Source organism: Brevundimonas sp. SH203 (genome assembly GCF_002157625.1).
In the GTDB taxonomy this organism is placed as follows: Bacteria; Pseudomonadota; Alphaproteobacteria; order Caulobacterales; family Caulobacteraceae; genus Brevundimonas.
Window position 1 is genome coordinate 143989 of record NZ_BDMM01000004.1, and the last position, 19935, is coordinate 163923.

At 67.7% G+C, this 19935-nt stretch carries 22 protein-coding genes; 14 read left to right on the plus strand and 8 right to left on the minus strand.

Annotated elements, in window-relative coordinates; translation table 11 throughout:
- Positions 1-23 precede the first annotated feature (23 nt).
- Positions 24-896, plus strand: a complete 873-nt coding sequence (locus tag SH203_RS10125) for a RimK family alpha-L-glutamate ligase (protein WP_087120812.1) — start codon at positions 24-26, stop codon at positions 894-896.
- Here SH203_RS10125 and nth read toward each other — a convergent pair.
- Both nth and SH203_RS10135 read right to left on the minus strand, forming a co-directional pair.
- Positions 893-1639, minus strand: a complete 747-nt coding sequence (gene nth / locus SH203_RS10130; protein WP_087120813.1) for an endonuclease III — start codon at positions 1637-1639, stop codon at positions 893-895. The two genes, SH203_RS10125 and nth, sit on opposite strands and share 4 nt — an antisense overlap.
- A complete protein-coding gene (locus SH203_RS10135) occupies positions 1636-2955 on the minus strand; it encodes an NAD(P)/FAD-dependent oxidoreductase (protein WP_234989463.1) in 1320 nt (439 codons plus the stop codon). Before SH203_RS10135 ends, nth begins: the two co-directional genes overlap by 4 nt.
- Positions 2956-3074: 119 nt before the next feature.
- Between SH203_RS10135 and SH203_RS10140 the strand changes: the two genes are divergently transcribed.
- The 5 genes from SH203_RS10140 to SH203_RS10160 all read left to right on the plus strand — a co-directional run bounded on the left by SH203_RS10140 (position 3075) and on the right by SH203_RS10160 (position 7691).
- Complete coding sequence (locus SH203_RS10140; protein WP_087120815.1) at positions 3075-4160, plus strand: HlyD family secretion protein; 1086 nt, start codon at positions 3075-3077, stop codon at positions 4158-4160.
- The gene (locus SH203_RS10145; protein WP_087120816.1) at positions 4157-5767 is read left to right on the plus strand and encodes a DHA2 family efflux MFS transporter permease subunit; all 1611 of its coding nucleotides are present in this window, start codon (positions 4157-4159) and stop codon (positions 5765-5767) included. The genes SH203_RS10140 and SH203_RS10145 overlap by 4 nt, the downstream gene beginning before the upstream one ends.
- Positions 5767-6399 (plus strand): TetR/AcrR family transcriptional regulator C-terminal domain-containing protein, encoded by a 633-nt coding sequence (locus tag SH203_RS10150; protein WP_087120817.1) that lies wholly within the window; start codon positions 5767-5769, stop codon positions 6397-6399. The genes SH203_RS10145 and SH203_RS10150 overlap by 1 nt, the downstream gene beginning before the upstream one ends.
- A 51-nt stretch (positions 6400-6450) precedes the next feature.
- Positions 6451-7224, plus strand: coding sequence for a creatininase family protein (locus tag SH203_RS10155; protein ID WP_087120818.1), 774 nt, complete (start codon positions 6451-6453; stop codon positions 7222-7224).
- Between the two features lie 68 nt (positions 7225-7292).
- Positions 7293-7691: a phasin family protein gene (locus SH203_RS10160; RefSeq protein WP_087120819.1), complete on the plus strand. Its 399-nt coding sequence runs from the start codon at positions 7293-7295 to the stop codon at positions 7689-7691.
- Here the strand turns inward: SH203_RS10160 and SH203_RS10165 are convergent.
- From SH203_RS10165 to ftsY, 3 genes are all read right to left on the minus strand, one after another.
- Entirely contained in the window at positions 7688-8302 is a 615-nt protein-coding gene (locus SH203_RS10165; RefSeq protein ID WP_087120820.1) for a MarR family winged helix-turn-helix transcriptional regulator, read from the minus strand. The two genes, SH203_RS10160 and SH203_RS10165, sit on opposite strands and share 4 nt — an antisense overlap.
- A gap of 97 nt (positions 8303-8399) precedes the next feature.
- On the minus strand, positions 8400-9020 hold the full coding sequence (locus tag SH203_RS10170; protein ID WP_087120821.1) for an inner membrane-spanning protein YciB: 621 nt from the start codon (positions 9018-9020) through the stop codon (positions 8400-8402).
- 1 nt (position 9021) lies between these two features.
- Positions 9022-9957 (minus strand): signal recognition particle-docking protein FtsY, encoded by a 936-nt coding sequence (ftsY, locus tag SH203_RS10175; RefSeq protein WP_087120822.1) that lies wholly within the window; start codon positions 9955-9957, stop codon positions 9022-9024.
- 118 nt (positions 9958-10075) lie between these two features.
- On the opposite strand from ftsY, the gene SH203_RS10180 reads away from it, so the two are divergent.
- The 7 genes from SH203_RS10180 (at position 10076) to SH203_RS10210 (ending at position 15641) form a co-directional block, all read left to right on the plus strand.
- A complete protein-coding gene (locus SH203_RS10180) occupies positions 10076-10288 on the plus strand; it encodes a ParD-like family protein (RefSeq protein WP_087120823.1) in 213 nt (70 codons plus the stop codon).
- Positions 10285-11052: a type I methionyl aminopeptidase gene (gene map, locus SH203_RS10185; protein ID WP_087120824.1), complete on the plus strand. Its 768-nt coding sequence runs from the start codon at positions 10285-10287 to the stop codon at positions 11050-11052. The genes SH203_RS10180 and map overlap by 4 nt, the downstream gene beginning before the upstream one ends.
- A gap of 157 nt (positions 11053-11209) precedes the next feature.
- Positions 11210-13255 (plus strand): NAD(+) synthase, encoded by a 2046-nt coding sequence (locus SH203_RS10190; protein ID WP_087120825.1) that lies wholly within the window; start codon positions 11210-11212, stop codon positions 13253-13255.
- A 59-nt stretch (positions 13256-13314) separates the two neighbouring features.
- On the plus strand, positions 13315-13539 hold the full coding sequence (locus SH203_RS10195; protein ID WP_087120826.1) for an alkylphosphonate utilization protein: 225 nt from the start codon (positions 13315-13317) through the stop codon (positions 13537-13539).
- 42 nt (positions 13540-13581) lie between these two features.
- On the plus strand, positions 13582-14700 hold the full coding sequence (locus SH203_RS10200) for a GTP-binding protein (protein ID WP_087120827.1): 1119 nt from the start codon (positions 13582-13584) through the stop codon (positions 14698-14700).
- A 61-nt stretch (positions 14701-14761) separates the two neighbouring features.
- A complete protein-coding gene (locus SH203_RS10205; RefSeq protein WP_087120828.1) occupies positions 14762-15145 on the plus strand; it encodes a VOC family protein in 384 nt (127 codons plus the stop codon).
- A 163-nt stretch (positions 15146-15308) separates the two neighbouring features.
- The gene (locus tag SH203_RS10210) at positions 15309-15641 is read left to right on the plus strand and encodes an endonuclease domain-containing protein (protein WP_234989474.1); all 333 of its coding nucleotides are present in this window, start codon (positions 15309-15311) and stop codon (positions 15639-15641) included.
- 2 nt (positions 15642-15643) lie between these two features.
- Here SH203_RS10210 and SH203_RS10215 read toward each other — a convergent pair whose 3' ends face one another.
- From SH203_RS10215 to SH203_RS10225, 3 genes are read right to left on the minus strand one after another with little or no spacing between them, the layout of a single operon-like run.
- Positions 15644-16684 (minus strand): deoxyhypusine synthase, encoded by a 1041-nt coding sequence (locus tag SH203_RS10215; RefSeq protein WP_087120830.1) that lies wholly within the window; start codon positions 16682-16684, stop codon positions 15644-15646.
- Positions 16685-16725: 41 nt separating this feature from the next.
- A complete protein-coding gene (locus tag SH203_RS10220) occupies positions 16726-17100 on the minus strand; it encodes a four helix bundle protein (protein ID WP_087120831.1) in 375 nt (124 codons plus the stop codon).
- 49 nt (positions 17101-17149) lie between these two features.
- Positions 17150-18415 (minus strand): type III PLP-dependent enzyme, encoded by a 1266-nt coding sequence (locus tag SH203_RS10225; protein ID WP_087120832.1) that lies wholly within the window; start codon positions 18413-18415, stop codon positions 17150-17152.
- A gap of 242 nt (positions 18416-18657) precedes the next feature.
- Here SH203_RS10225 and SH203_RS10230 point away from each other — a divergent pair, with 242 nt between their 5' ends.
- Positions 18658-19881: a DUF2254 domain-containing protein gene (locus SH203_RS10230; RefSeq protein ID WP_087120833.1), complete on the plus strand. Its 1224-nt coding sequence runs from the start codon at positions 18658-18660 to the stop codon at positions 19879-19881.
- Positions 19882-19935 lie beyond the last annotated feature (54 nt).

Below are 19935 nucleotides of genomic sequence, written 5' to 3' on the forward strand. Positions count from 1 at the left end.
CGCAGCTTCGCTATGAGGACGCCATGACCCAGATCGCCGTCCTGACCCCCGATCCCGCCGACAAGTCCTACATCGGCCGCTGGCCCGAGGTGCTGGCCCGGCTGACGGCGGTGCTGGAGGACACAGGCGCGCGGGTGATCGCCACGCCCTGGACCGATCATGTGGAGGACGCCTCGGGGCTGGCGGCCCACGATCTGATCCTGCCGGTCATCGCCTGGGGCTATCATCGCGATCACGAACGCTGGCTGGCGGGGTGCGAGACATGGAGCCGCGCGGGCCTGCCGGTCGCCAATCCGGCCGAGGTGCTGCGTTGGAACTCGGACAAGGTCTATCTGGCGCGGCTGGCGGACCAGGGCGTGCCGATCCCGCCGACGCGCTGGACCGACCGCGTAACCCAGGATCAGGTGGACGCCGCCTTCGCCGAGACGGGCGCGCCGGTCCTGATCGTCAAGCCGACGGTGTCGGCCGGGGCGTTTCGCACCCTGCGCCTGTCGCCGGGCGAGGCTCTGACCGAGGCGCCCGAAGGGGCGGCGATGATCCAGCCCTATCTGAAATCCATCGAGACCGAGGGCGAGACCTCGCTGCTGTTCTTCGGCGGGCGGTTCAGTCATGCGGTCAACAAACGCCCCGTTCCCGGCGACTTCCGCATCCAGATGCAGTTCGGCGGGCTTTACCGGACCGTGACGCCGGATGCCGAGGCGATGGCCCTGGCCGAACAGGTGCTGGCGGCCATCGCCGAGCCGCTGCTGTACGCCCGCATCGATATGGCGCGCGACGACGCGGGCGCCTGGGTGCTGATGGAGGCCGAACTGATCGAGCCGGACTTCTATCTGGACCACGACCCGGCGAACGGCGCGGGCTTCGCCGCCGCCGTGGCCGCGCGGCTGAAGGTCTAGGCCGCCTCGCCCAGGGCGATCAGCCCGGCCCGCGACGGACACAGGTCGGCGATCAGGCACGACAGGCATTTGGGCTTTCGCGCCGTGCAGGTGTAGCGGCCGTGCAGGATCAGCCAGTGGTGCGCCTTGGGCAGCCAGTCTTCGGGCACGACCTTGAACAGCTGATCCTCGACCTTGTCGGGCGTGCCGGCGTTGGCCAGGCCCAGCCGGTGCGAGACGCGAAACACATGGGTGTCCACGGCGATGGCCGCCTCGATCCCCAGTTCGTTCAGCACCACCGAGGCGGTCTTTCGCCCCACGCCGGGCAGGGCCTGAAGGTCGGCGCGGTTCAACGGCACGTGGCCGCCGTGCTGCTCCAGCACGATGCGGCTCAGGGCGATGACGTTCCGCGCCTTGCCCCGATACAGGCCGATGGAGGCGATGTAGGGGATCAGTCCCTCTTCCCCCAGGGCCAGCATCTTCTCGGGCGTATCGGCGACCTGGAACAGGCGGTCGGTCGCCTTGTTGACCGAGACGTCCGTGGCCTGGGCCGACAGGGCGACGGCGACGACCAGCGTATAGGGGTTGGAGAAGTTCAGCTCGGTCTTCGGATCGGGCATGACCCCGGCCAGCCGCTCGAAGATGGCCTCGACCCGGTCCTCGTCGGGGGGCCAGCGCAGCACGGGGATGGCGGCGCCCGTCATGATCGACGGGCGTTTGGCGGTCGGTTTGGCAGCGGGCTTTCCAGCCTTGACGGGCTTCATGCCTCGCTGTCGCCGTCATGCCGTCGCGGGTCAATCCCCAAGGCGGTCAGGGCCGCCTCGGCGGCGCGTTCGCCCTCCATCCAGGCGCCGTGGGCCGTGCCGTAATAGACCGGGGCCGTCGCTTCGCCGGCCAGAAAAATGCGATCCTCGACCGCGACGCGCAGTTTCGCCCGGTCGCCCGCGCGGCCCGGCAGGGCGTGGGAGTAGGCGCCGCGAGACCAGGGATCGACGCCCCAGCCGCTGACCGCGACCGCATCCAGCCGCCGCCGCATGTCCGAGCCCAGGGCCGAGACCAGTTCGGACACGGCGAAGTCGGCCAGCGCCGCCGCCCCCTCGGCCTCCAGCCCCCAGGCCAGGTCGGCGCCGAAATAGGCTTCGATCATCGGCCGGCCGAACGGCCGCAGGTGATAGCCGCCGGTCTGGGCGGTGCCGGTGCGGGTCCACAGCTGGGTGTCGGGCTGAAAATCCCCCGCGCCGCGCACCGTCATATGCACCTTGGACGCGAGGCCCAGCGGCACGCCGGCCGTCGCCTCCAGCAGGGCCGGAACCGGCGGGTCGATGCGGACGGTCTCGTTGGCGATCAGGCTGTTGGGCGTGGTCAGGACGACGATCCGCGCCGTCAGTTCGCCGCGATCGGTATGAAGCCTCAGCACAGGGCCGGAACGGTCGATCCGACGCACGGCGCAATCCGTCACCGTGACCGGGGCTGCAGCCTCGCCCAGACGCGCGATCAGCCGGCCATAGCCTTCGCGCACCCGCCAGTTCACGCCGGTATCGCCATAGGCGTCGTAGTCCAGCGTCGAGACCTCGGCGAAGCGCGCGCCGTTCAGGGCGCCGGAGATGGCGTCCATATGGGCGTTCCAGCGGCAGTCGGGATCGAAGAGGTCGGCCGCCGGGCGGTCTTCTCCTCGCGCGGCGGCTTCGGAAACCCGCTGATCGAAGGCGGCGAAGGCCTCGCCGAACGCGGCCTGATCGGCGGGCGTCATCTCGTGGTCGAAGGCCTGTTTGCGCCAGGGCGGCGGGGTCCGGTCCAGCGTCAGCCCCTCGGCCTCCACGCGGCCCGCCAACACATTGTCGTCGGCCGAGTGCAACCAGCCGCAGCCCATGTCCAGGCCTTCGCCCTCGACCCGCCGGGTGAAGGCCCGCCCGCCGATCCGGCTTCGCGCCTCCAGCACCAGAACCGACAGGCCGGGCCGCATCAGGCGGCGCGCGGCCGCGATCCCCGCCGCGCCGGCGCCGACCACGACCACGTCGACCTGGGACGGAAGGGGATTGGAGGCCTTGGCGAAGTCGGTCATGCGACGGGAAAGATACACGAAATCCGCCCCGCCCGGACAGGACGCAAAACATTCGCATCAACGGTCATTGATTTTTGGACGGTTAAGTCCATTTTAGCCCCGCTTCAAACGGTCGCACCCCCTCCCCGGATTTCGCCATGTCGCCTGAACTCAAGAAACGTCTGCCGCTGTTCGCGGCGGTGATCGTCGGCCTTGCGCTGATCGTCGGGGGCGCGATCTGGTGGCTGAACGGCCAGCGGTGGGAAAGCACCGACAACGCCTTCGTCCAGGCCGACACCACCCTGGTCAGCCCGCAGCTGTCCGGTCGCGTGACCGAGGTTCTGGTCGGCGACAACCAGCGGGTCGAGGCGGGCCAGATCCTGGTCAAGCTGGACGATTCCGACCAGAAGGCCCAACTGGCCCAGGCCGAGGCCAATCTGGCCGCCGCCATCGCCGCCGTGGGCCACGTCGACGCCCAGGCCGAGCAGGAACAGGCGACCATCGCCGCCCGCGCCGCCGCCGTTAGTCAGGCCCACGCCCAGGCCGGCCTGGCCCGCGCCGAGGTGGATCGTTACGGCAAGCTGGCCGAACAGGGCTGGGTGTCGCAACAACGTATCCAGACCGAGCGCGCCTCGGCCGCCACCGCCGCCGCCAGCGTGCAGCAGGCCCAGGCCGCCCTGGTCGCCGAACAGCGCACCGCCGGCGTGCTGGGCTCGACCCGCCAGCAGAGCGTCGCCGCCGTCGAACAGGCCCGCGCCGTGGTCGATCAGGCCCGCATCGCCCTGGAGCGCACCGTCATCCGCGCCCCCGCCGCCGGCGTCGTCGGCGCCCGCAGCGTCCGCGCCGGCCAGTTCGTGAACGCCGGAACCCAGCTGCTGTCCATCGTGCCCCTGACCCACACCTATATCGTCGCCAACTTCAAGGAGACGCAGCTGGACAAGGTGCGGCTGGGCCAGGCCGTCGAGATTTCCGCCGACGCCTTCCCCGGCCGCAAGATCCAGGGCCGGGTCGACAGCTTCGCGCCCGCCACCGGGTCCGAGTTCGCCCTGATCCCGGTCGAGAACGCCACCGGCAACTTCACCAAGATCACCCAGCGCGTGCCGGTGCGGATCGTGGTCAGCGGCGACGACCGGAACCTGGCCCTGCGGCCGGGCCTGTCGGTGGACGTCAAGATCGACCTTAAGAGCCAGGGCGGCCAGAGCTTCGCGGAAGCCGCCACGACGACCGGAGCCGCAGGCCAGTGACCGCCGCCGTCCCCGCCGCCGACGGCGGGGCCCCCGCTGCGTCCAAGGGCCCCGTCGCCGGCCATCCCGAGATCAACTGGACCATGCTGCTGCTGGGCTTCGCCGGCATGGTGGTGGGCCAGTTCATGGCCATCCTGGACATTCAGATCGTCGCCGCCTCCCTGCCCCAGATCCAGGCGGGGGTAGGCGCCTCGGCCGACGAGATCAGCTGGATTCAGACCGCCTATCTGATCCCCGAGGTAGTGATGATCCCCCTGTCCGGCTTCCTGTCGCGACTGTGGGGGACCCAGCGGCTGTTCCTGGCCTCCTGCGCCGGCTTCGTGCTGATGAGCGTGGCGACGGGTCTGTCGTCCTCCATCGACACCATGATCCTGTTCCGGGCCATCCAGGGCTTCGTCGGCGGGGCCATGATCCCGACCGTCTTCGCCGTGGCCTTCACCGCCTTCCCGCCCGAAAAGCGGGTCACGGCCAGCGTGGTCATGGGACTGATCGTCACCCTGGCCCCGACGGTGGGGCCGACGCTGGGCGGGCACCTGACAGAGTGGCTGAGCTGGCGCTGGCTGTTCTTCATCAACGTCGGACCGGGGCTGATCGTGCTGTTCCTGGTCGGACGCTACGCCAATTTCGACAAGGGCGACCCGTCCCTGGCCAAGGGATTCGACTGGTGGGGGCTGGGGCTGATGGCCGTCTTCCTGATGTCGATGCAGTTCGTGCTGGAGGAAGGGGCCAAGAACGACTGGTTCGACGACACCCACATCCTGCTGCTGACCGTGGTGGCGGCCGTGACCGGGCCGATCTTCGTCTGGCGATCGCTGACCTATCGCCAGCCGATCGTGGAGCTGCGCGCGTTCGGCAACCGCAACTTCCTGGTCGGCTTCATCATGACCTTCATCGTCGGTTTCGCCCTGTTCGGCGGCACCTTCCTGCTGCCGTTGTTCCTGGGGCGGGTGCTGCACTATTCCTCGTCGGAGGTCGGCACCACCATGGTCGTGTCCGGCCTGGCCATGTTCGCCACCGCCCCCTTCGCCGGGCGTCTGGTGCGAAAGATGGACGCCCGTATCCTGATGTTCGGCGGCTTCATGCTGTGCGCCTGGGGCATGTGGGAGGCGCGGGCCGTCACCGAGAACTGGGGCTTCTGGGAGTTCGCCTCGGTCCAGGCCTTCCGGGGCGTGGGCGTGATGCTGGCCATGATCGCCTCGCAGCAGGTGACGATGGCCACCCTGCCGCCGCACATGGTCAAGAACGCCTCGGGCCTGGTCAATCTGGCGCGCAACGTCGGCGGCGCCTTCGGCCTGGCGATCCTGAACACCAGCCTGACCTCCAACACCGCCCTGCACCTGAGCGAACTGACCAGCGCCATCGGACAGGGCGACCAGGCGGTGCGTCAGATGATGGCCGGCATGACCCATCGGTTCGCCGGCACCATCGACCCGGCCGCCTCGGCGATGAAGGCCATCTACGGCATGTTGCAGAAGCAGGCGACGACCATGGCCTTCGGCGACGCCTTCGCCCTGTTGGGCGTCATGTGCGCGGGCGCGGCCTTCGTCACCCTCTTGGCCCAGCCGGTGAAGGCCCAGGCCGGCGCCCCGCCCTCGGACGCCCACTGATGGCGCGCCGTCGGGGTCAGGTGGACGAGAAGAAGAGCGAGGCGATCCTGGACGCCGCCGCCGCCCTGTTCGCCGACAAGGGGCTGCAGGCCAAGATGGACGAGATCGCCCGGCTGGCGGGCGTGTCCAAACAAACCGTCTATAACCGTTTCGCCTCCAAGCTGGAGATCGCCCAGGCCCTGGCCGCCAAACGGGTGGAGGACATCGTTGCGCCCCTGCGCACCGCCGGCGATCCGCAGACCGTGCTGGAAAACCTGGCCCTGACCCTGCTGAACCGGGTGTGCAGCGCCGACAAGGTGGGCTCGATGCGCGGCGTGGCCCTGGTGTCGGTCGAGGCGCCCGAGATCGCCCACGCCATCTATGAGGCCGGGCCGCTGAAAAGCCTGACGGTGCTGGCCGGCTGGCTGCAGGAGCAGACGCGACTGGGCTTGCTGGACGTCCGGGACGCGGAACAGGCGGCCGAGATGTTCTCGGGCCTGGTGCTGGGACACGGCCATCTGCGCGCCATGCTGGACGTGCCGCAACTGGCGCCCGAAAAGCGCGCGGCCCGGGCCAGGGAGGCGGCGCGCATCTTCGTCACCGCCCATCGGCCGAAATCGTCGCCTGACCGATCGGTTCAGGCGACTTCCTGATCCCGTCGCGCTAATCTCCGCGCGTCTGCTTTTTAGAGTGAAGGCCCGCCCATGCTGATCCATCTGTCCTCCTGGCCCGAGATCGACGCCCGCCTGAACGACGGCGGGGCGCTGTCCAGGACGGTGGTGGTGCCCATCGGCTCCAACGAGCAGCACGGGCCGACGGGGCTTCTGGGCACCGATTGGCTGTGCCCCGAGATCATCGCCCATGCGGCCGAGAAGACGGACGCCAACCTGATCGTGGCGCCGACCTTCAACATCGGCATGGCCCAGCACCATCTGGCCTTCGCGGGGACCATTTCCCTGCGCCCCTCGACCTTCATGGCCGCGATCACCGACTGGGTCTCGTCGCTGAGCCGACACGGGTTCGAGCGAATCTATTTCCTGAACGGCCACGGCGGCAATGTCGCCACCATCGAGGCGACGATCGCGGAAATCTACGCCGAGTGGAGCTTCGTCGAGGACAATCCGCCGTTCATCCTGAAGCTGAAGAACTGGTGGGACCTGCCGGGCGTCAACGGCCTGTGCAACCGGCTGTTTCCGACCGGACACGGGATGCACGCCACCCCGTCCGAGATCGCCGTGACCCAGGCCGCCTATCCCGACCGGATCAAGACGGCCGACTACAGCCCGCAGATCGCGCCGAACGGGCCGATCCGCGACGCCCTGGACTATCGCGCCCGCTTCCCCGACGGCCGGATCGGCTCGGACCCCGCCCAGGCCAGCCCGGAGAAGGGTCAGGAGATCATCGACGCAGCCATCCCCGCCCTGCTGTCCGACGTCGCGGCCTTCGCCGCCGAGGTCCAGCCGGGGGTCGCGTCCTGAGCCGCCGGACGCCCACGGTCGCCGACGCCGCCCTGGTCGGGGCCGAGCTGCTGGCCGCCTCCGCCGAGGTGATCGCCGCCCGCACCGGACGGATGGCGTCGGACCTGACCAGCGCGACGGGCCCGGACCTGAAGGAGCTGTCGCTGATGAGTTCGGAAAAGGCCGAGGCCCTGACCGCCTCGGCCGGGGCCGTCGCCGCCAGCGCCGGGGCCATCGGCCGACGGCTGGGCCAGGCGGCGATGGACGAGGGCGCGCATGTGCTGCGCGCCGCCGCCGCCATCGGCGAGGCGCGCACCCCGGCTCAGGCGGCCGAGGCGCAGTTCCGCTATGCTCTGGGATGGTGGAGCCGCGCGGCGAACCAGGCCCTGACGCTGAACGACGCCCTGATGAAGGCGCAGGCCGATGCGGTCGCGCCGATCCACAAGACCGCCACCGCCAACGCCAAACGGCTGCGGAAGAAGACCTAGGCCGGTTCCGCCGGCTTGGGCTTGGGCTTCTTGACCTTGGCGGGCTTGGCCGGGCGGTCGGCCTTGCGGGCCGCCTTTTCGGCCTTTCTCGTTTCCTTTTCGGCCGCCTTGAGCGCCTTTTTGGCGGCCTTGGCCTCGGCCTTGGCGGCGTCGGGGGCGGCGTCGGCGGCGGCGGCCAATTCGGCCAGCTGCGCCAGGAAGCTGTCGCGCTGCCCCTTGGGCAACAGGGCCATGATCCGCTTGTCCGCCGCCTCGACCAGCGGGCGGGCGGCCTCAAGCCGGGCCGCGCCCTCAGCGGACAGCCGCACGGCCTTGGCGCGGGCGTCCAGGGTCGAGCGTTCGCGCTCCAGCAGGCCCTTGGCGGTCATGCGCGTGACCAGATCGGCCAGGGTCGAGCGGTCGATGCCGGTCATGCGGACCAATTCGGTCTGGGTCAGGCCGGCCTTGAGCGACACGGCCTCCAGCACGGCGAACTGACGCTGGGTCAGGCCGTCGGCGCCGGTCTCCTCGGCGTAGATGTCCAGCGCCAGCTGCAGCGCGCGATGCATCAGATGGCTGGGCGAGGCGCCCAGCGGCCCGACTTTCCGGGCTGACTTGCCGGCCTTCACCATCGAACCGATCCCCTTCAGTTTCGTCCGAACACGTACCAGCCCAGCTTAACGATTTGACGGGAAAAGCGCGTCGATTCCGTGACAGTTCCGCCCGCCCCTAGAGTCCGGTGTCGGGCGAGACGGGCGTCGGCTCGTCGTCCTTGATCAGATGCTTCATGATGAAGAAGACCTGCCAGACGCCGAACACGGCCGAGGCGACCCACAGGCCGCCGCGGAAGGCGACCCATGTGTCGTCGGACTGGGTGCGCCAGACGACCTCGTTGACGACGCAGACGGCGGCGAAATACAGGCCGTAACGCAGGGTCAGGCCGCGCCAGCCCGCGTCGGTGATGCGGATCGCCTCGCCCAGCAGATATTTGAACGGATAGCGGTTCAGCGGCAGCGACCCCAGCAGCACCACCGCCAGCACGCCGTTCTGGATCGACAGCTTGATCTTCAGCAGGTTCGGGTCGTGGAAGACGATGGTCAGCACGCCGAAGATCAGGGCGAAACCGCCGGTCAGCAGCGGCAGGGGCGCCAGACGACGCTCCACCACATAGCCGACGATCAGGGCGATCAGCGATGCGCCGACCAGGACCCAGGTCGCCTGGACCAGGGCTTCCTGCCCGTCCAGACCGCGCGCGAACCGGTTGATCGCATAGGCGGCCATGAAGGCCACGAGGGCGCCGAAATCGACGGCCTGGCGGATGTTGGAAGCCTTTTTCGGCGTCTCGGTCATGTCAGTCTTCCAGTCCCACCAGCGAGCGGGAGAAGGCGCGGGCGTCGAAGGGTTGCAGGTCCTCCACCCCTTCGCCGACGCCGATCAACATCAGGGGGGCGTCGGACGCCTGGGCGACCGGCACCAGAACCCCGCCGCGCGCCGTGCCGTCCAGCTTGGTCATGACCACGCCGGTGACGAAGGCGGTGCGGCCGAAGATCTGTTCCTGGGCCAGGGCGTTGCGGCCCACGGTGGCGTCCAGCACCAGCAGGGTGTCGTGCGGCGCCTCCGGATCGATTTTCTTCAGCACGCGGACGATCTTGAGCAGTTCGTCCATCAGGGCGGACTTGTTCTGAAGCCGGCCGGCGGTGTCGATCAGGACGACGTCGTAGCCTTCGGCCCGCGCCTTTGTATAGGCGTCGAAGGCCAGGCCCGCGGCATCGGCGCCGTCGCGACGGCTTTCGAAGTCGGCGCCCGAGCGCTCGGCCCAGACCTTCAGCTGTTCGCGGGCGGCGGCGCGGAAGGTGTCGCCGGCGACGATCATCACCTTGGCGCCCTTGCCCGTCAGATCGGCGGCGATCTTACCCAGGGTCGTGGTCTTGCCCGATCCGTTCACCCCGACGAACAGGACGACATAGGGTTTGGGGCCGGACAAGGGGTCGAAGGTCGCCTGGCGCGGCGACAGTTCGGCGGCGACCGCCTCGGCCAGGGCCTCCTTGACCTCGCGTTCGGGCGCGTCCTTGCCGAACTTCAGGGTGCGGAACCGCTCGACGATCCGGGCCGAGGCGGCGGGCCCCAGATCGCTTTCCAGCAGATGCTCCTCCAGCTGCTCAAGCGACGCCTCGGACAGCGGTTCCTTGATGAAGGTGGCCACGACCTGATCGGTCATCTGCCTGGAGGAGCGCGAGAGCCCAGCGGACAGGCGCTGGAACCAGCCTTTTTTCGGCGTGTCGGTCATGGGATGGCTTTAGCGGGGGCGAAGGCGGCCGTCATCCGCATTCGCACAAACAGGCGCTTGCGTCGGCGCGCTCACGTTTTATACGCATCGCATACGTTTCATATATTCGAGAACCGGCATGGGCATCGTCAACATCGAGGACGCGCTGCACGAGCAGTTGCGGCGGGCCGCCAAGACCTCCTATCGCTCCATCAACGCCCAGGCGGCCTTCTGGATCAGGATCGGCATGTTGGGCGAGATGAACCCCGGCCTGACGTTTCAGGACCTGGTCGCGCGCGAGCTGAAGGCGGCGGGCGTTGATGCGCCGACCCCGACGGACGCGGCGGCGTGATCAAGACCCCGCAAGAGATCGCGCTGATGGCCGCCTCGGGCCGTCTGCTGGCCTCGGTCTTCACCCATCTGGACGGCCTGACGCTGGAGGGGATGACGACGCTGGAGATCGACGCCCGGGTCGAGGCCTTCATCGTCGACGAACTGAAGGCGCGACCGGCCAGCAAGGGCCAGTACGGCTATGGCTTCGTGCTGAACAGTTCGATCAATCAGGTCGTCTGTCACGGCGTGCCCTCGGCGAACGAGGTGCTGAAGAGCGGCGACATCGTCAATCTGGACATCACCCTGGAGAAGGACGGCTTCATCGCCGATTCCTCCAAGACCTATCTGGTCGGTTCGGTGGGACCGCAGGCGCGACGTCTGGTGCGGACCACCTATGAGGCGATGTGGAAGGGCATCCGCGACGTGCGGCCGGGCGCGCGCCTGGGCGACATCGGCCACGCCATCGAACGCCACGCCAGACAGGCTGGCTATTCCGTGGTGCGCGACTATTGCGGGCACGGCATCGGCCGCGAGATGCACGAGGAGCCGCAGGTGCTGCATTTCGGTCGGGCGGGAACGGGCGTCACCCTGCGCGAAGGCATGACCTTCACCATCGAGCCGATGCTGAACCAGGGCGTCCGCACGGTTCGCACCGAGGACGACGGTTGGACCGTCGTGACCGGGGACGGCAAGCTGTCGGCCCAGTTCGAACACACGGTGGCGGTGACGAAGGACGGGGTTCGGGTGCTGACCCTTCGCCCGGACGAGACGCCGGGGCGCTAGGTTCAAACCCCATTCGTTCGTCGTTCCGGGGCTGAGTGTCGATTGCCCCCAGGCGGGATCGTCCTGCGCTTCGCCCTTAGCGAAGGATTCCGTCCCTTCATCTTTCGCGCCTATATAAGGGTCCAAGGACCGGCGAGACCGGGCGCAGGACGATCCGATGGCTGACATCTCCTCCTTCCACTCCCCCAAGACGCACGGTTTCGTGCGCGTGGCGGCGGCGACGCCGGTGGTCCATGTCGGCGATCCGAAAGCCAATGCGGGCGAGCATCTGACGCTGATCCGTCAGGCGGGCGAACAGGGGGCGGACCTGATGGTCTTTCCCGAACTGTCGCTATCGGCCTACGCCATCGACGACCTGCATATGCAGGCGGCCCTGCTGGACGAGGTGGAGCGGCAGATCGCGGTTGTGGCCGAGGCGACGGCGGACGCCGATCTGATCGCCGTGATCGGGGCGCCGATCCGCAGCGGCGACGCCCTGTTCAACTGCGCCGTGGTGATGGGCGGGGGCGAGGTGCTGGGCGTGGTTCCCAAGACCTATCTGCCCAACTACCGCGAATATTACGAGAAACGCTGGTTCGCCCCGGCGACGGCGCGAACCGAGGACGTGATCCGGCTGAACGGCGAGACGGTGGATTTCGCGCCGGGCCTGATCTTCGAGGCGGCGAACCGGCCGGGCTTCGTCTTCGCGGTCGAAATCTGCGAGGACTATTGGGCGCCCCTGCCGCCCTCGACGCGCGCGGCGCTGGCGGGGGCGCGCATCCTGCTGAATCTGTCGGCGTCCAACATCGTCATCGGCAAGGCGGACGAGCGGGCGATGCTGAGCGCCAGCCATTCGGCGCGCACCCTGTCGGCCTATGTCTTCGCCGCCTCGGGCTGGGGCGAATCGACCACCGACCTGGCCTGGGACGGTCAGGCGACGATCCATGAACTAGGGTCCAAGCTGGCCGAGGGCGAGCGGTTCGCGCTGGACAGCCATCTGACGATCGCCGACGTGGACGTGGACCGGATCGGGCTGGACCGCCTGCGGAACGGCACCTTTTCCGAATGCGCCCGGAACGAAGGCGAGGCGGCGACCGTCGTGCCCTTCCTGGCGCGCGAGGACCATGAGGTCAGCGAACTGATCCGGCCGCTGGACCGGTTCCCCTTCGTGCCCGACGACGCCGGACGGCTGGACCAGGACTGCTACGAAGCCTTCAACATCCAGGTGCAGGGCCTGATGCGCCGGATGACGGCGACGGGGGCCAGGTCGCTGGTGATCGGGGTGTCCGGCGGGCTGGATTCGACCCAGGCCCTGCTGGTCGCCTGCCGCGCCTTCGACCGGCTGGACCTGCCTCGGACAAGCATCCTGGCCTATACGATGCCGGGGTTCGCAACCTCTGACGGGACGAAATCCAACGCCTGGGCCCTGATGAACGCGCTGGGCGTGACGGGCGCCGAGATCGACATTCGCCCCGCCGCCGAACAGATGTTCAAGGACATCGGCCACCCCTATGCCGAGGGTCGGCCGGTCCACGACATCACCTTCGAGAATGTGCAGGCGGGCCTGAGGACCGACTATCTGTTCCGGCTGGCCAACCAGCACAAGGCGTTTGTGCTGGGGACCGGCGACCTGTCGGAACTGGCGCTGGGCTGGGCCACATACGGCGTCGGCGACCATATGAGCCACTACAACGTCAACGGCGGGGTGGCGAAGACGCTGATCCGGCACCTGATCCGCTGGGTGGCGGCAGGCGACCTGATCGGCGGCGAGGCGCGCGAGACCCTGCACGCCATTCTGGACACCGAGATTTCGCCTGAACTGGTCCCCGCCAAGGACGGCGTGATCCAGTCGACGGAGGGGACGGTCGGCCCCTATGCGTTGAACGACTTCTTCCTGTTCTACATCAGCCGGTTCGGCATGGCGCCGTCCAAGGTCGCCTTCCTGGCGCATCAGGCCTGGGGCGACCGGACCATGGGCGAATGGCCCGCCAATACGCCCGAGGACGAAAAGGTCGAATACGATCTGGCCACCATCAAGGGCTGGCTGAGAAAGTTCCTGATCCGCTTCTTCCAGACGGCCCAGTTCAAACGCTCGGCCCTGCCGAACGGACCCAAGGTCGTGACGGGCGGTTCGCTGTCGCCGCGCGGCGACTGGCGCGCGCCGTCTGACGGATCGGCGCGGGTGTGGCTGGACGAACTGGACGCGAACGTGCCGGACGCCTGAGGGCAAATCCCGCACCTGACGTATGGATATTCGAACCGCCCGGCGCTAGAAGCTTGGCCATGACCGAAGACGTGACCAAAGACTCCAACGGCAACATCCTGGCCGACGGCGACAGCGTGACCCTGATCAAGGACCTGAAGGTCAAGGGATCGGGCGGCGTGACGCTGAAGCGCGGCACGATGGTCAAGAACATCCGCCTGACCGGCGACCCCGACGAGATCGAGGCCAATGTGGAGAAGGTGCGCGGCCTGGTCCTGCGGACCGAGTTCGTCAAGAAGGCGTAAGGCCCCTTTTCATCCGGGGACGCAACCGCCATCTAGCGGCCTATGACCGACACCCTCGCCGCCCCCGCCTCGACCGCCGCCACGAATGGCAATATCCCCGTCACCGTCCTGACCGGCTATCTCGGCGCGGGCAAGACGACGCTGCTGAACCGCATCCTGACCGAGGACCACGGCAAGCGTTATGCGGTGATCGTCAACGAGTTCGGCGAGATCGGCATCGACAACGACCTGGTGGTCGGCGCCGACGAGGACGTGTTCGAGATGAACAACGGCTGCGTCTGCTGCACGGTGCGCGGCGACCTGATCCGCGTGGTCGCCGGCCTGATGAAGCGCCAGCGTCCCGGAAAGCCCGCCTTCGACGCCATCATCGTGGAAACGACGGGCCTGGCCGACCCCGGTCCGGTGGCCCAGACCTTCTTCGTGGACGAGGACGTCAAGGCCAAGACCCAGCTGGATAGCGTCACGACCCTGGTCGACGCCAAACACGTTATGGCGCGGCTGGACGACTCCAAGGAAGCGCGCGAGCAGGTGGCCTTCGCCGACCGGATCATTCTGAACAAGGTCGATCTGGCGACGGCGGACGAACTGGATGCGGTCGAGGCGCGTCTGCGGGCGCTGAACCCGCTGGCCCCCATCGTGCGGGCCGAACGGTCGAACGTGCCGCTGGATCAGGTGCTGGGCCTGGGGGCCTTCGATCTGGAGCGCATTCTCGAGGTCAAGCCGGACTTCGTGAACCCGCCGCACGGCGCGGACGGCCATGTGCATGACGAACATTGCGGCCACGATCACCACGATCACGATCATGGTCATGATCACCATCACCACGACCATTCGCATGGCGCGCGCGGTCACGCACATCAGGACGACATCAAGGGCATCTCCCTGTCGCTGGACCGGCCGCTGGACGGCGCGAAATTCACCGCCTGGCTGGATCGGCTGCTGGGCGAGCAGGGCCAGAACATCCTGCGGGCCAAGGGCATCATCGACGTGAAGGGCGAGAACCGCCGCCTGGTCTTCCAGGCCGTGCACATGATCCTGGAAGGCGACCTGCAACGCGAATGGGGCGTCGCCGAACGCCGCTGGAGCCGCGCCGTCTTCATCGGCCGTGATCTGGACGAGGCCGCGTTGAAGGCCGGGTTCGAGGCGTGCGCGGCCGCGTAAAGTTCTTGCTTTGTTCTGATTCGTACACAAGAATGCGCTTCTCACTCAAGAGGAGCCGTCCATGCAGCCCTATCTCACTCTCGGCGTGAAGGACGCCGACGCGGCGAACGCCTTTTACGACGCCGTTCTGGCCACGGTCGGCTGGAGCAGCCATGTCAGTTTTCCGGGATGGCGCGCCTATTCGGCCGGCGGAACCGGCGAAGGGTTCACCGTCTGGATTTGCCAGCCCTTCGACGGCCAGACGGCGTCGGCGGGGAACGGAACCATGCTGGGACTGCCGGCTGAATCCCGCGAGGCCGTGGAGGCTTTCCATGCCGCCGCCCTGGCGCACGGCGGGACGGACGAAGGCGCGCCGGGCCACCGGGCGCACTATGGCCCCGACTGGTTCGCCGCCTACGTCCGCGACCCGTCCGGCAACAAAATCGGCGCCATCTTCAACGGCTGACCGGACGCGACTCCAATCCTTCTCCCCTCGGGGGAGAAGGTGGCTCGCGTAGCGAGACGGATGAGGGGGCTGGTGGATACGGATGTGGCAGACGCCGCCGAGAACCCGACAGTCACGCCGCCTTCGCGCCGACATGACAGGCGCGGAAGCGGTGTTGTGGTCGATGCTGCGAAACCGACAGCTGGATGGATTGAAGTTCCGACGGCAGGCGCCAGTCGCAGGTGCGATCGCTGACTTCGCCTGTCATGAGATCAGATTGATCATCGAACTGGATGGCGGCGTGCATGATCTGCACGAGGCGCGGGACGCCGTTCGGGATGAGCGGCTGCGCTTTGCAGACTATACGGTACTGCGGTTTCGGAACGCGGAATTTTCGAAGAATCCCGCCGTGGTGACGGAAGCCATACGGCGACATGCGAGGACGCGGACACAGCCCCCTCATCCGACCGGCTCCGCCGGCCACCTTCTCCCCCAAGGGGAGAAGGGACCGAAATAAGCTTACTTCCCGAACAGCTTGTTCCAGCGGCGCTTGTCGCGGGCCTTCCAGGCGCCGCGGTGGTAGGCGTCGGAGCCGATCAGGGGGACGACCGTGGTGGCTTCGGCGAAGACCATCTGTTCGTGGGTGGTCTGGACCTTGCCCCAGGAGGCGGCCTCTTTCAGCGTCGAGGACGAGCAGGCGCCGTCTCGGACGTCGGCGACGGTGATCTGGACCGCATAGCGGTGCATCTCGGCCTCGACGCCCAGGATTTCGGCGCAGACGACCGTGTCCTGGGCGAAGTTCTTGGGCACGCCGCCGCCGACCATGAACAGGCCGGTGACGCCGGCGGCGATCTTGATGTCGGTCAGTTCGCGGAAGTCGGCGATGGCGTCCAGCATCAGATAGGGCTGGCCGGCGGCGGCGCGTTCCTTCTGGTGCTTGACCAGACCGAAACCGGCCGAGGAATCCACGAAGGCCGGGCAGAAGATCGGCACGCCCTCTTCATAGGCGGTCTGGATCAGCGAGCCGGGCTTTTTCGCATTGCCCTCCGACAGCCACTTGCCCATCTCCCAGATGAACTCGCGGCTGGAATAGCCGCGCGGCTCCAGACGGTTGGCGATCTCCAGGATGGTGTGGTCGCAGGCCTGGAGTTCTTCCTCGTCGATATAGGTGTCGTAGATCCGGTCGATGTAGTTGTCGCGCAGGACGTTGTCGTCCACCTCGCCGGCCGCCTGATAGTGTTTGAAGCCCAGAGCCTCGAAGAAATCCATGTCCACGATGGAGGCGCCGGTGGCGACCACGGCGTCCACCATGCCGAACTTCACCATGTCGCGATAGACATCCATGCAGCCGCCAGCCGAGGTCGAACCCGCCAGGATCAGCCAGGGCGAGCAGTCCTTGTCCTCGATCGCCATCGAGAAGATGTCGGCGGCGCGTGCGGTGTCGCGCGACGAGAAGGACATCTTGCGCATCGAGTCGATGATCGGGCGAGCGTCGAAGCTGGTGATGTCGACGTGCTCGACGACGTTCTGCAGCAGCTGGGCCTTGGTGTTGGTGGTCATGGGTGACTCGTGAATCGTGAGGCGTGAGTAGGATAATACGGTCAGGCGTTCTGGCGTTGCTTCAGTCGCGTCGAGAGGGCGGAGAGCATGCGCCCTATGCGCTCCATGTCGGCAAGCAAGGGCTGAAGTTGGTCAGACGTTAGATAGCCCAGGCGTCCGGCGATGATGAGATGCGTTTCGACCTCGGCGAGCGATCCTCGGACGACGCCGATAAACTGGATGAACTCGCCCGTTCCCTTTCGACCTGCGCCCTCCGCAATGTTCGCGGCGACGCTGACGCAGGCTCGGCGGACCTGACTGATCAGACCGAACCGTTCGTCGGAAGGCCATGACGCAGAACACCGGTAAACGGCTTCGACCCAATCGATCGATAGTTTCCAGACATCGAGATCGCGGTGGGTTCGCAAGTCGCTCATGGTTGCCAATCACGACTCACGATTCACCTCTCACGATCAGCGTAGCGCCCTACTTCCGGCGCGACTTGCGCTGACCGGCCTTACCCTTGGGGCGTGACAGGCGCACGACCTTGCGGGCGTTCTCTTCCGCCGTGGTGCGCACGGTGGGGATGGAACGCGGCGCCAGGCCATAGAGCGAGGCCATCGGGGCGTCCTCGACCGCGGCGATGTCGTGTTCGCCATAGCCGTTGAAGCCCGTCGACATGGCCACGCCGTAAGCGCCCAGCATGCCGATCTCGATGAAGTCGCCTTCGCGCACATCGGCCGGCAGCCAGAAGGGTCCGGGCATATGGTCGATGGAATCGCAGGTCGGGCCGTAGAACTGGAACGCCTTAAGATCGCCCGAAGCCTCCCCGTCCCGGACCAGCTTGGTCGGGAAGGGCCAGCGCGAGTGGGTCGCGTCGAACAGCGAGCCATACGAGCCGTCGTTCAGATACAGGGCGTCGCCCTTCCTCAGATCGACGCGGGCCAGGATCGACGAGCTTTCGGCGACCAGCGCCCGGCCGGGCTCGCACCACAGCTCGGTCGTTTCCGACACCGGCATCTCGTTGAAGCCGCGATGGATGGCGTCGGCGTATTCGCTCATGTCCGGCGGGACCATGCCCGGATAGACGGACGGGAAGCCGCCGCCGACATCGACGATGTCGACGATCACGCCCGCACGGCTGATCGACCGGCCGACCTGGGCCATGGCGGCCTGATAGGCGGTCGGGCGCATGCACTGGCTGCCGACGTGGAAGGAAACGCCCATCAGCCCTTCCCTGACCGCCCGGCGCGTGGCCAACAGCAGGGCCGGGGCCTGGTCCGACGAGACGCCGAACTTGCCCGACAGGGTGTAGGCCGCGCCGTCGGCCGAGACGGCCATGCGCACGATCAGGTTCAGGTCGTCCGCGCCGCCGGTGGCGTCGAGGATCTTGTTCAGCTCTTCCACGCAGTCGAGAGAGAAGGTGCGGACGCCGTGGTCGAAATAGGCTTTTGTGATCGCAGACCGGCTCTTGACCGGGTGCATGAAGGCCAGACGCACGTCCTCGCTGACCGAACGGACCAGTTCGATCTCGGCGATGGACGCCACGTCGAAGGCGCGAACGCCGGCCTCGATCAGGGTCTCGACGACCCACCGCGACGGGTTCGCCTTCACCGCATAGAAGACGTCGGCCTTTAGATTATCCTGGAACCAGCGCGCCGCTACGGAAACCGAACGCGGCCGCACGAGGGCGACGGGACGTTCAGGAGGCCGCTCACGGACCAGGTCCAGGGGAAGCTGGTACGTGCGCAATTCACGTAACCCCCTGATAATTGTTAACCCAGACCGGCGTTAGCAGCGCGTAACGGTTAGACCTACGGGGTCCGCCGGAGAGCGCGATATGGGGGCTGTGGACTGTCATGTAAAGCGGTAATTTCATGGCGGGGCCTGGGTTTGGTCCGGGCTAGACCGTCACAAATGTCCGTTCACCCCCGGAATGGCGCCCGGACGGCAACCTTGGCCTTTGGCTGTCGTTCAGACGTCGGGAGGCGTGAATGAATCGCTGGATATTCCTGTTTCGGCGCATGTCGCGACAGCTGTGGTGGCGGGCCAGCCTCTATGCTGCGCTCGGCGTGGTCGCCGCCCTGGCCGGGGCCTGGGGCGCGCCTTTCGCGCCGCCGGTGCTGGCGGAACGGTTCGGCGGCGATTCCGTCGAGGCGGTGCTGACTATCCTGGCGTCCAGCCTGCTGGCCGTGGCCACCTTTTCGCTGGGGGCCATGGTCACAGCCTACACCAGCGTCTCCAGCGCAGCGACGCCCCGGGCCGCCGCCCTGATCACTGGCGACGAAAGCACCCAGAAGGCGCTGGCCACCTTCGTCGGCGCCTTCCTCTACGCCATCGTCGGGGTCACGGCGATCAATGCCCAATATTACGGGCCGGGCGGCCGGGCGATCATCTTCCTGTTCAGCCTGGTCGTGGTCGCCCTGGTGGCCTTTCGCCTGCTGACCTGGGTCAGCCGCCTGACGCGGCTGGCGCGCCTCAGCCACACGGTCGAACGGGTCGAGGCCGAGGCCCTGATCGCCCTGACGGCCGAGGCGCGACGACCGCGCATCGGGGCCGCGTCCGGCGTGCTGGATCGGGGGCCGGTCGTCGCGGCCCCGCAGACAGGCTATGTGCTGAACGTGGACGTCCAGCGCCTGCAGGCGGCGGCCGAGCGGGCCGACGGGCGCGTTCAGGTGATCGCCCGGCCCGGCGCCTTCGTCATGCGCGGGGAGCCGCTGGCGCGGCTGAGCGGCGACGCCGTGGACGCGGACGCGGTGCAGACCGCCTTCGCCCTGGGCCGCGAACGGTCGTTCGATCAGGACCCGCGTTACGGCCTGATCGTATTGGGCGAGATCGCGGACAAGGCCCTGTCGGCCGCCGTCAACGACATCGGCACCGTGGTCGGGGTGATCGGCTCGGGGGTGCGGCTTCTGGACCTGTGGGCCGACACCACGCCTGACGAGCGGGCGCCCTGCGACCGCGTGCTGGCCGAACCCTTGTCGGCGGACGATCTGCTGGACGACATCTTCGGCCCCGTGGTGCGTCACGGCGCACACGACCTGACCAGCGCGGTTCGGCTGCGAAAGGCGCTGACCTCCCTGTCCGCTCACCCGATCCTGGCGGACGCCGCGCGGGCCATGGACGCGCGGCTGATGCAGGATGCGGACTTCGCCAACGTCGCGGACGTCGAACGCCTGCGGCGCTGCGGCGGCGAGGAGCGGACAAGCGCAGGCTAGACGAAATCCCTCACGCCGTGCGATTAGGACTTGCCCAAACGCCTTCGTCGCGTC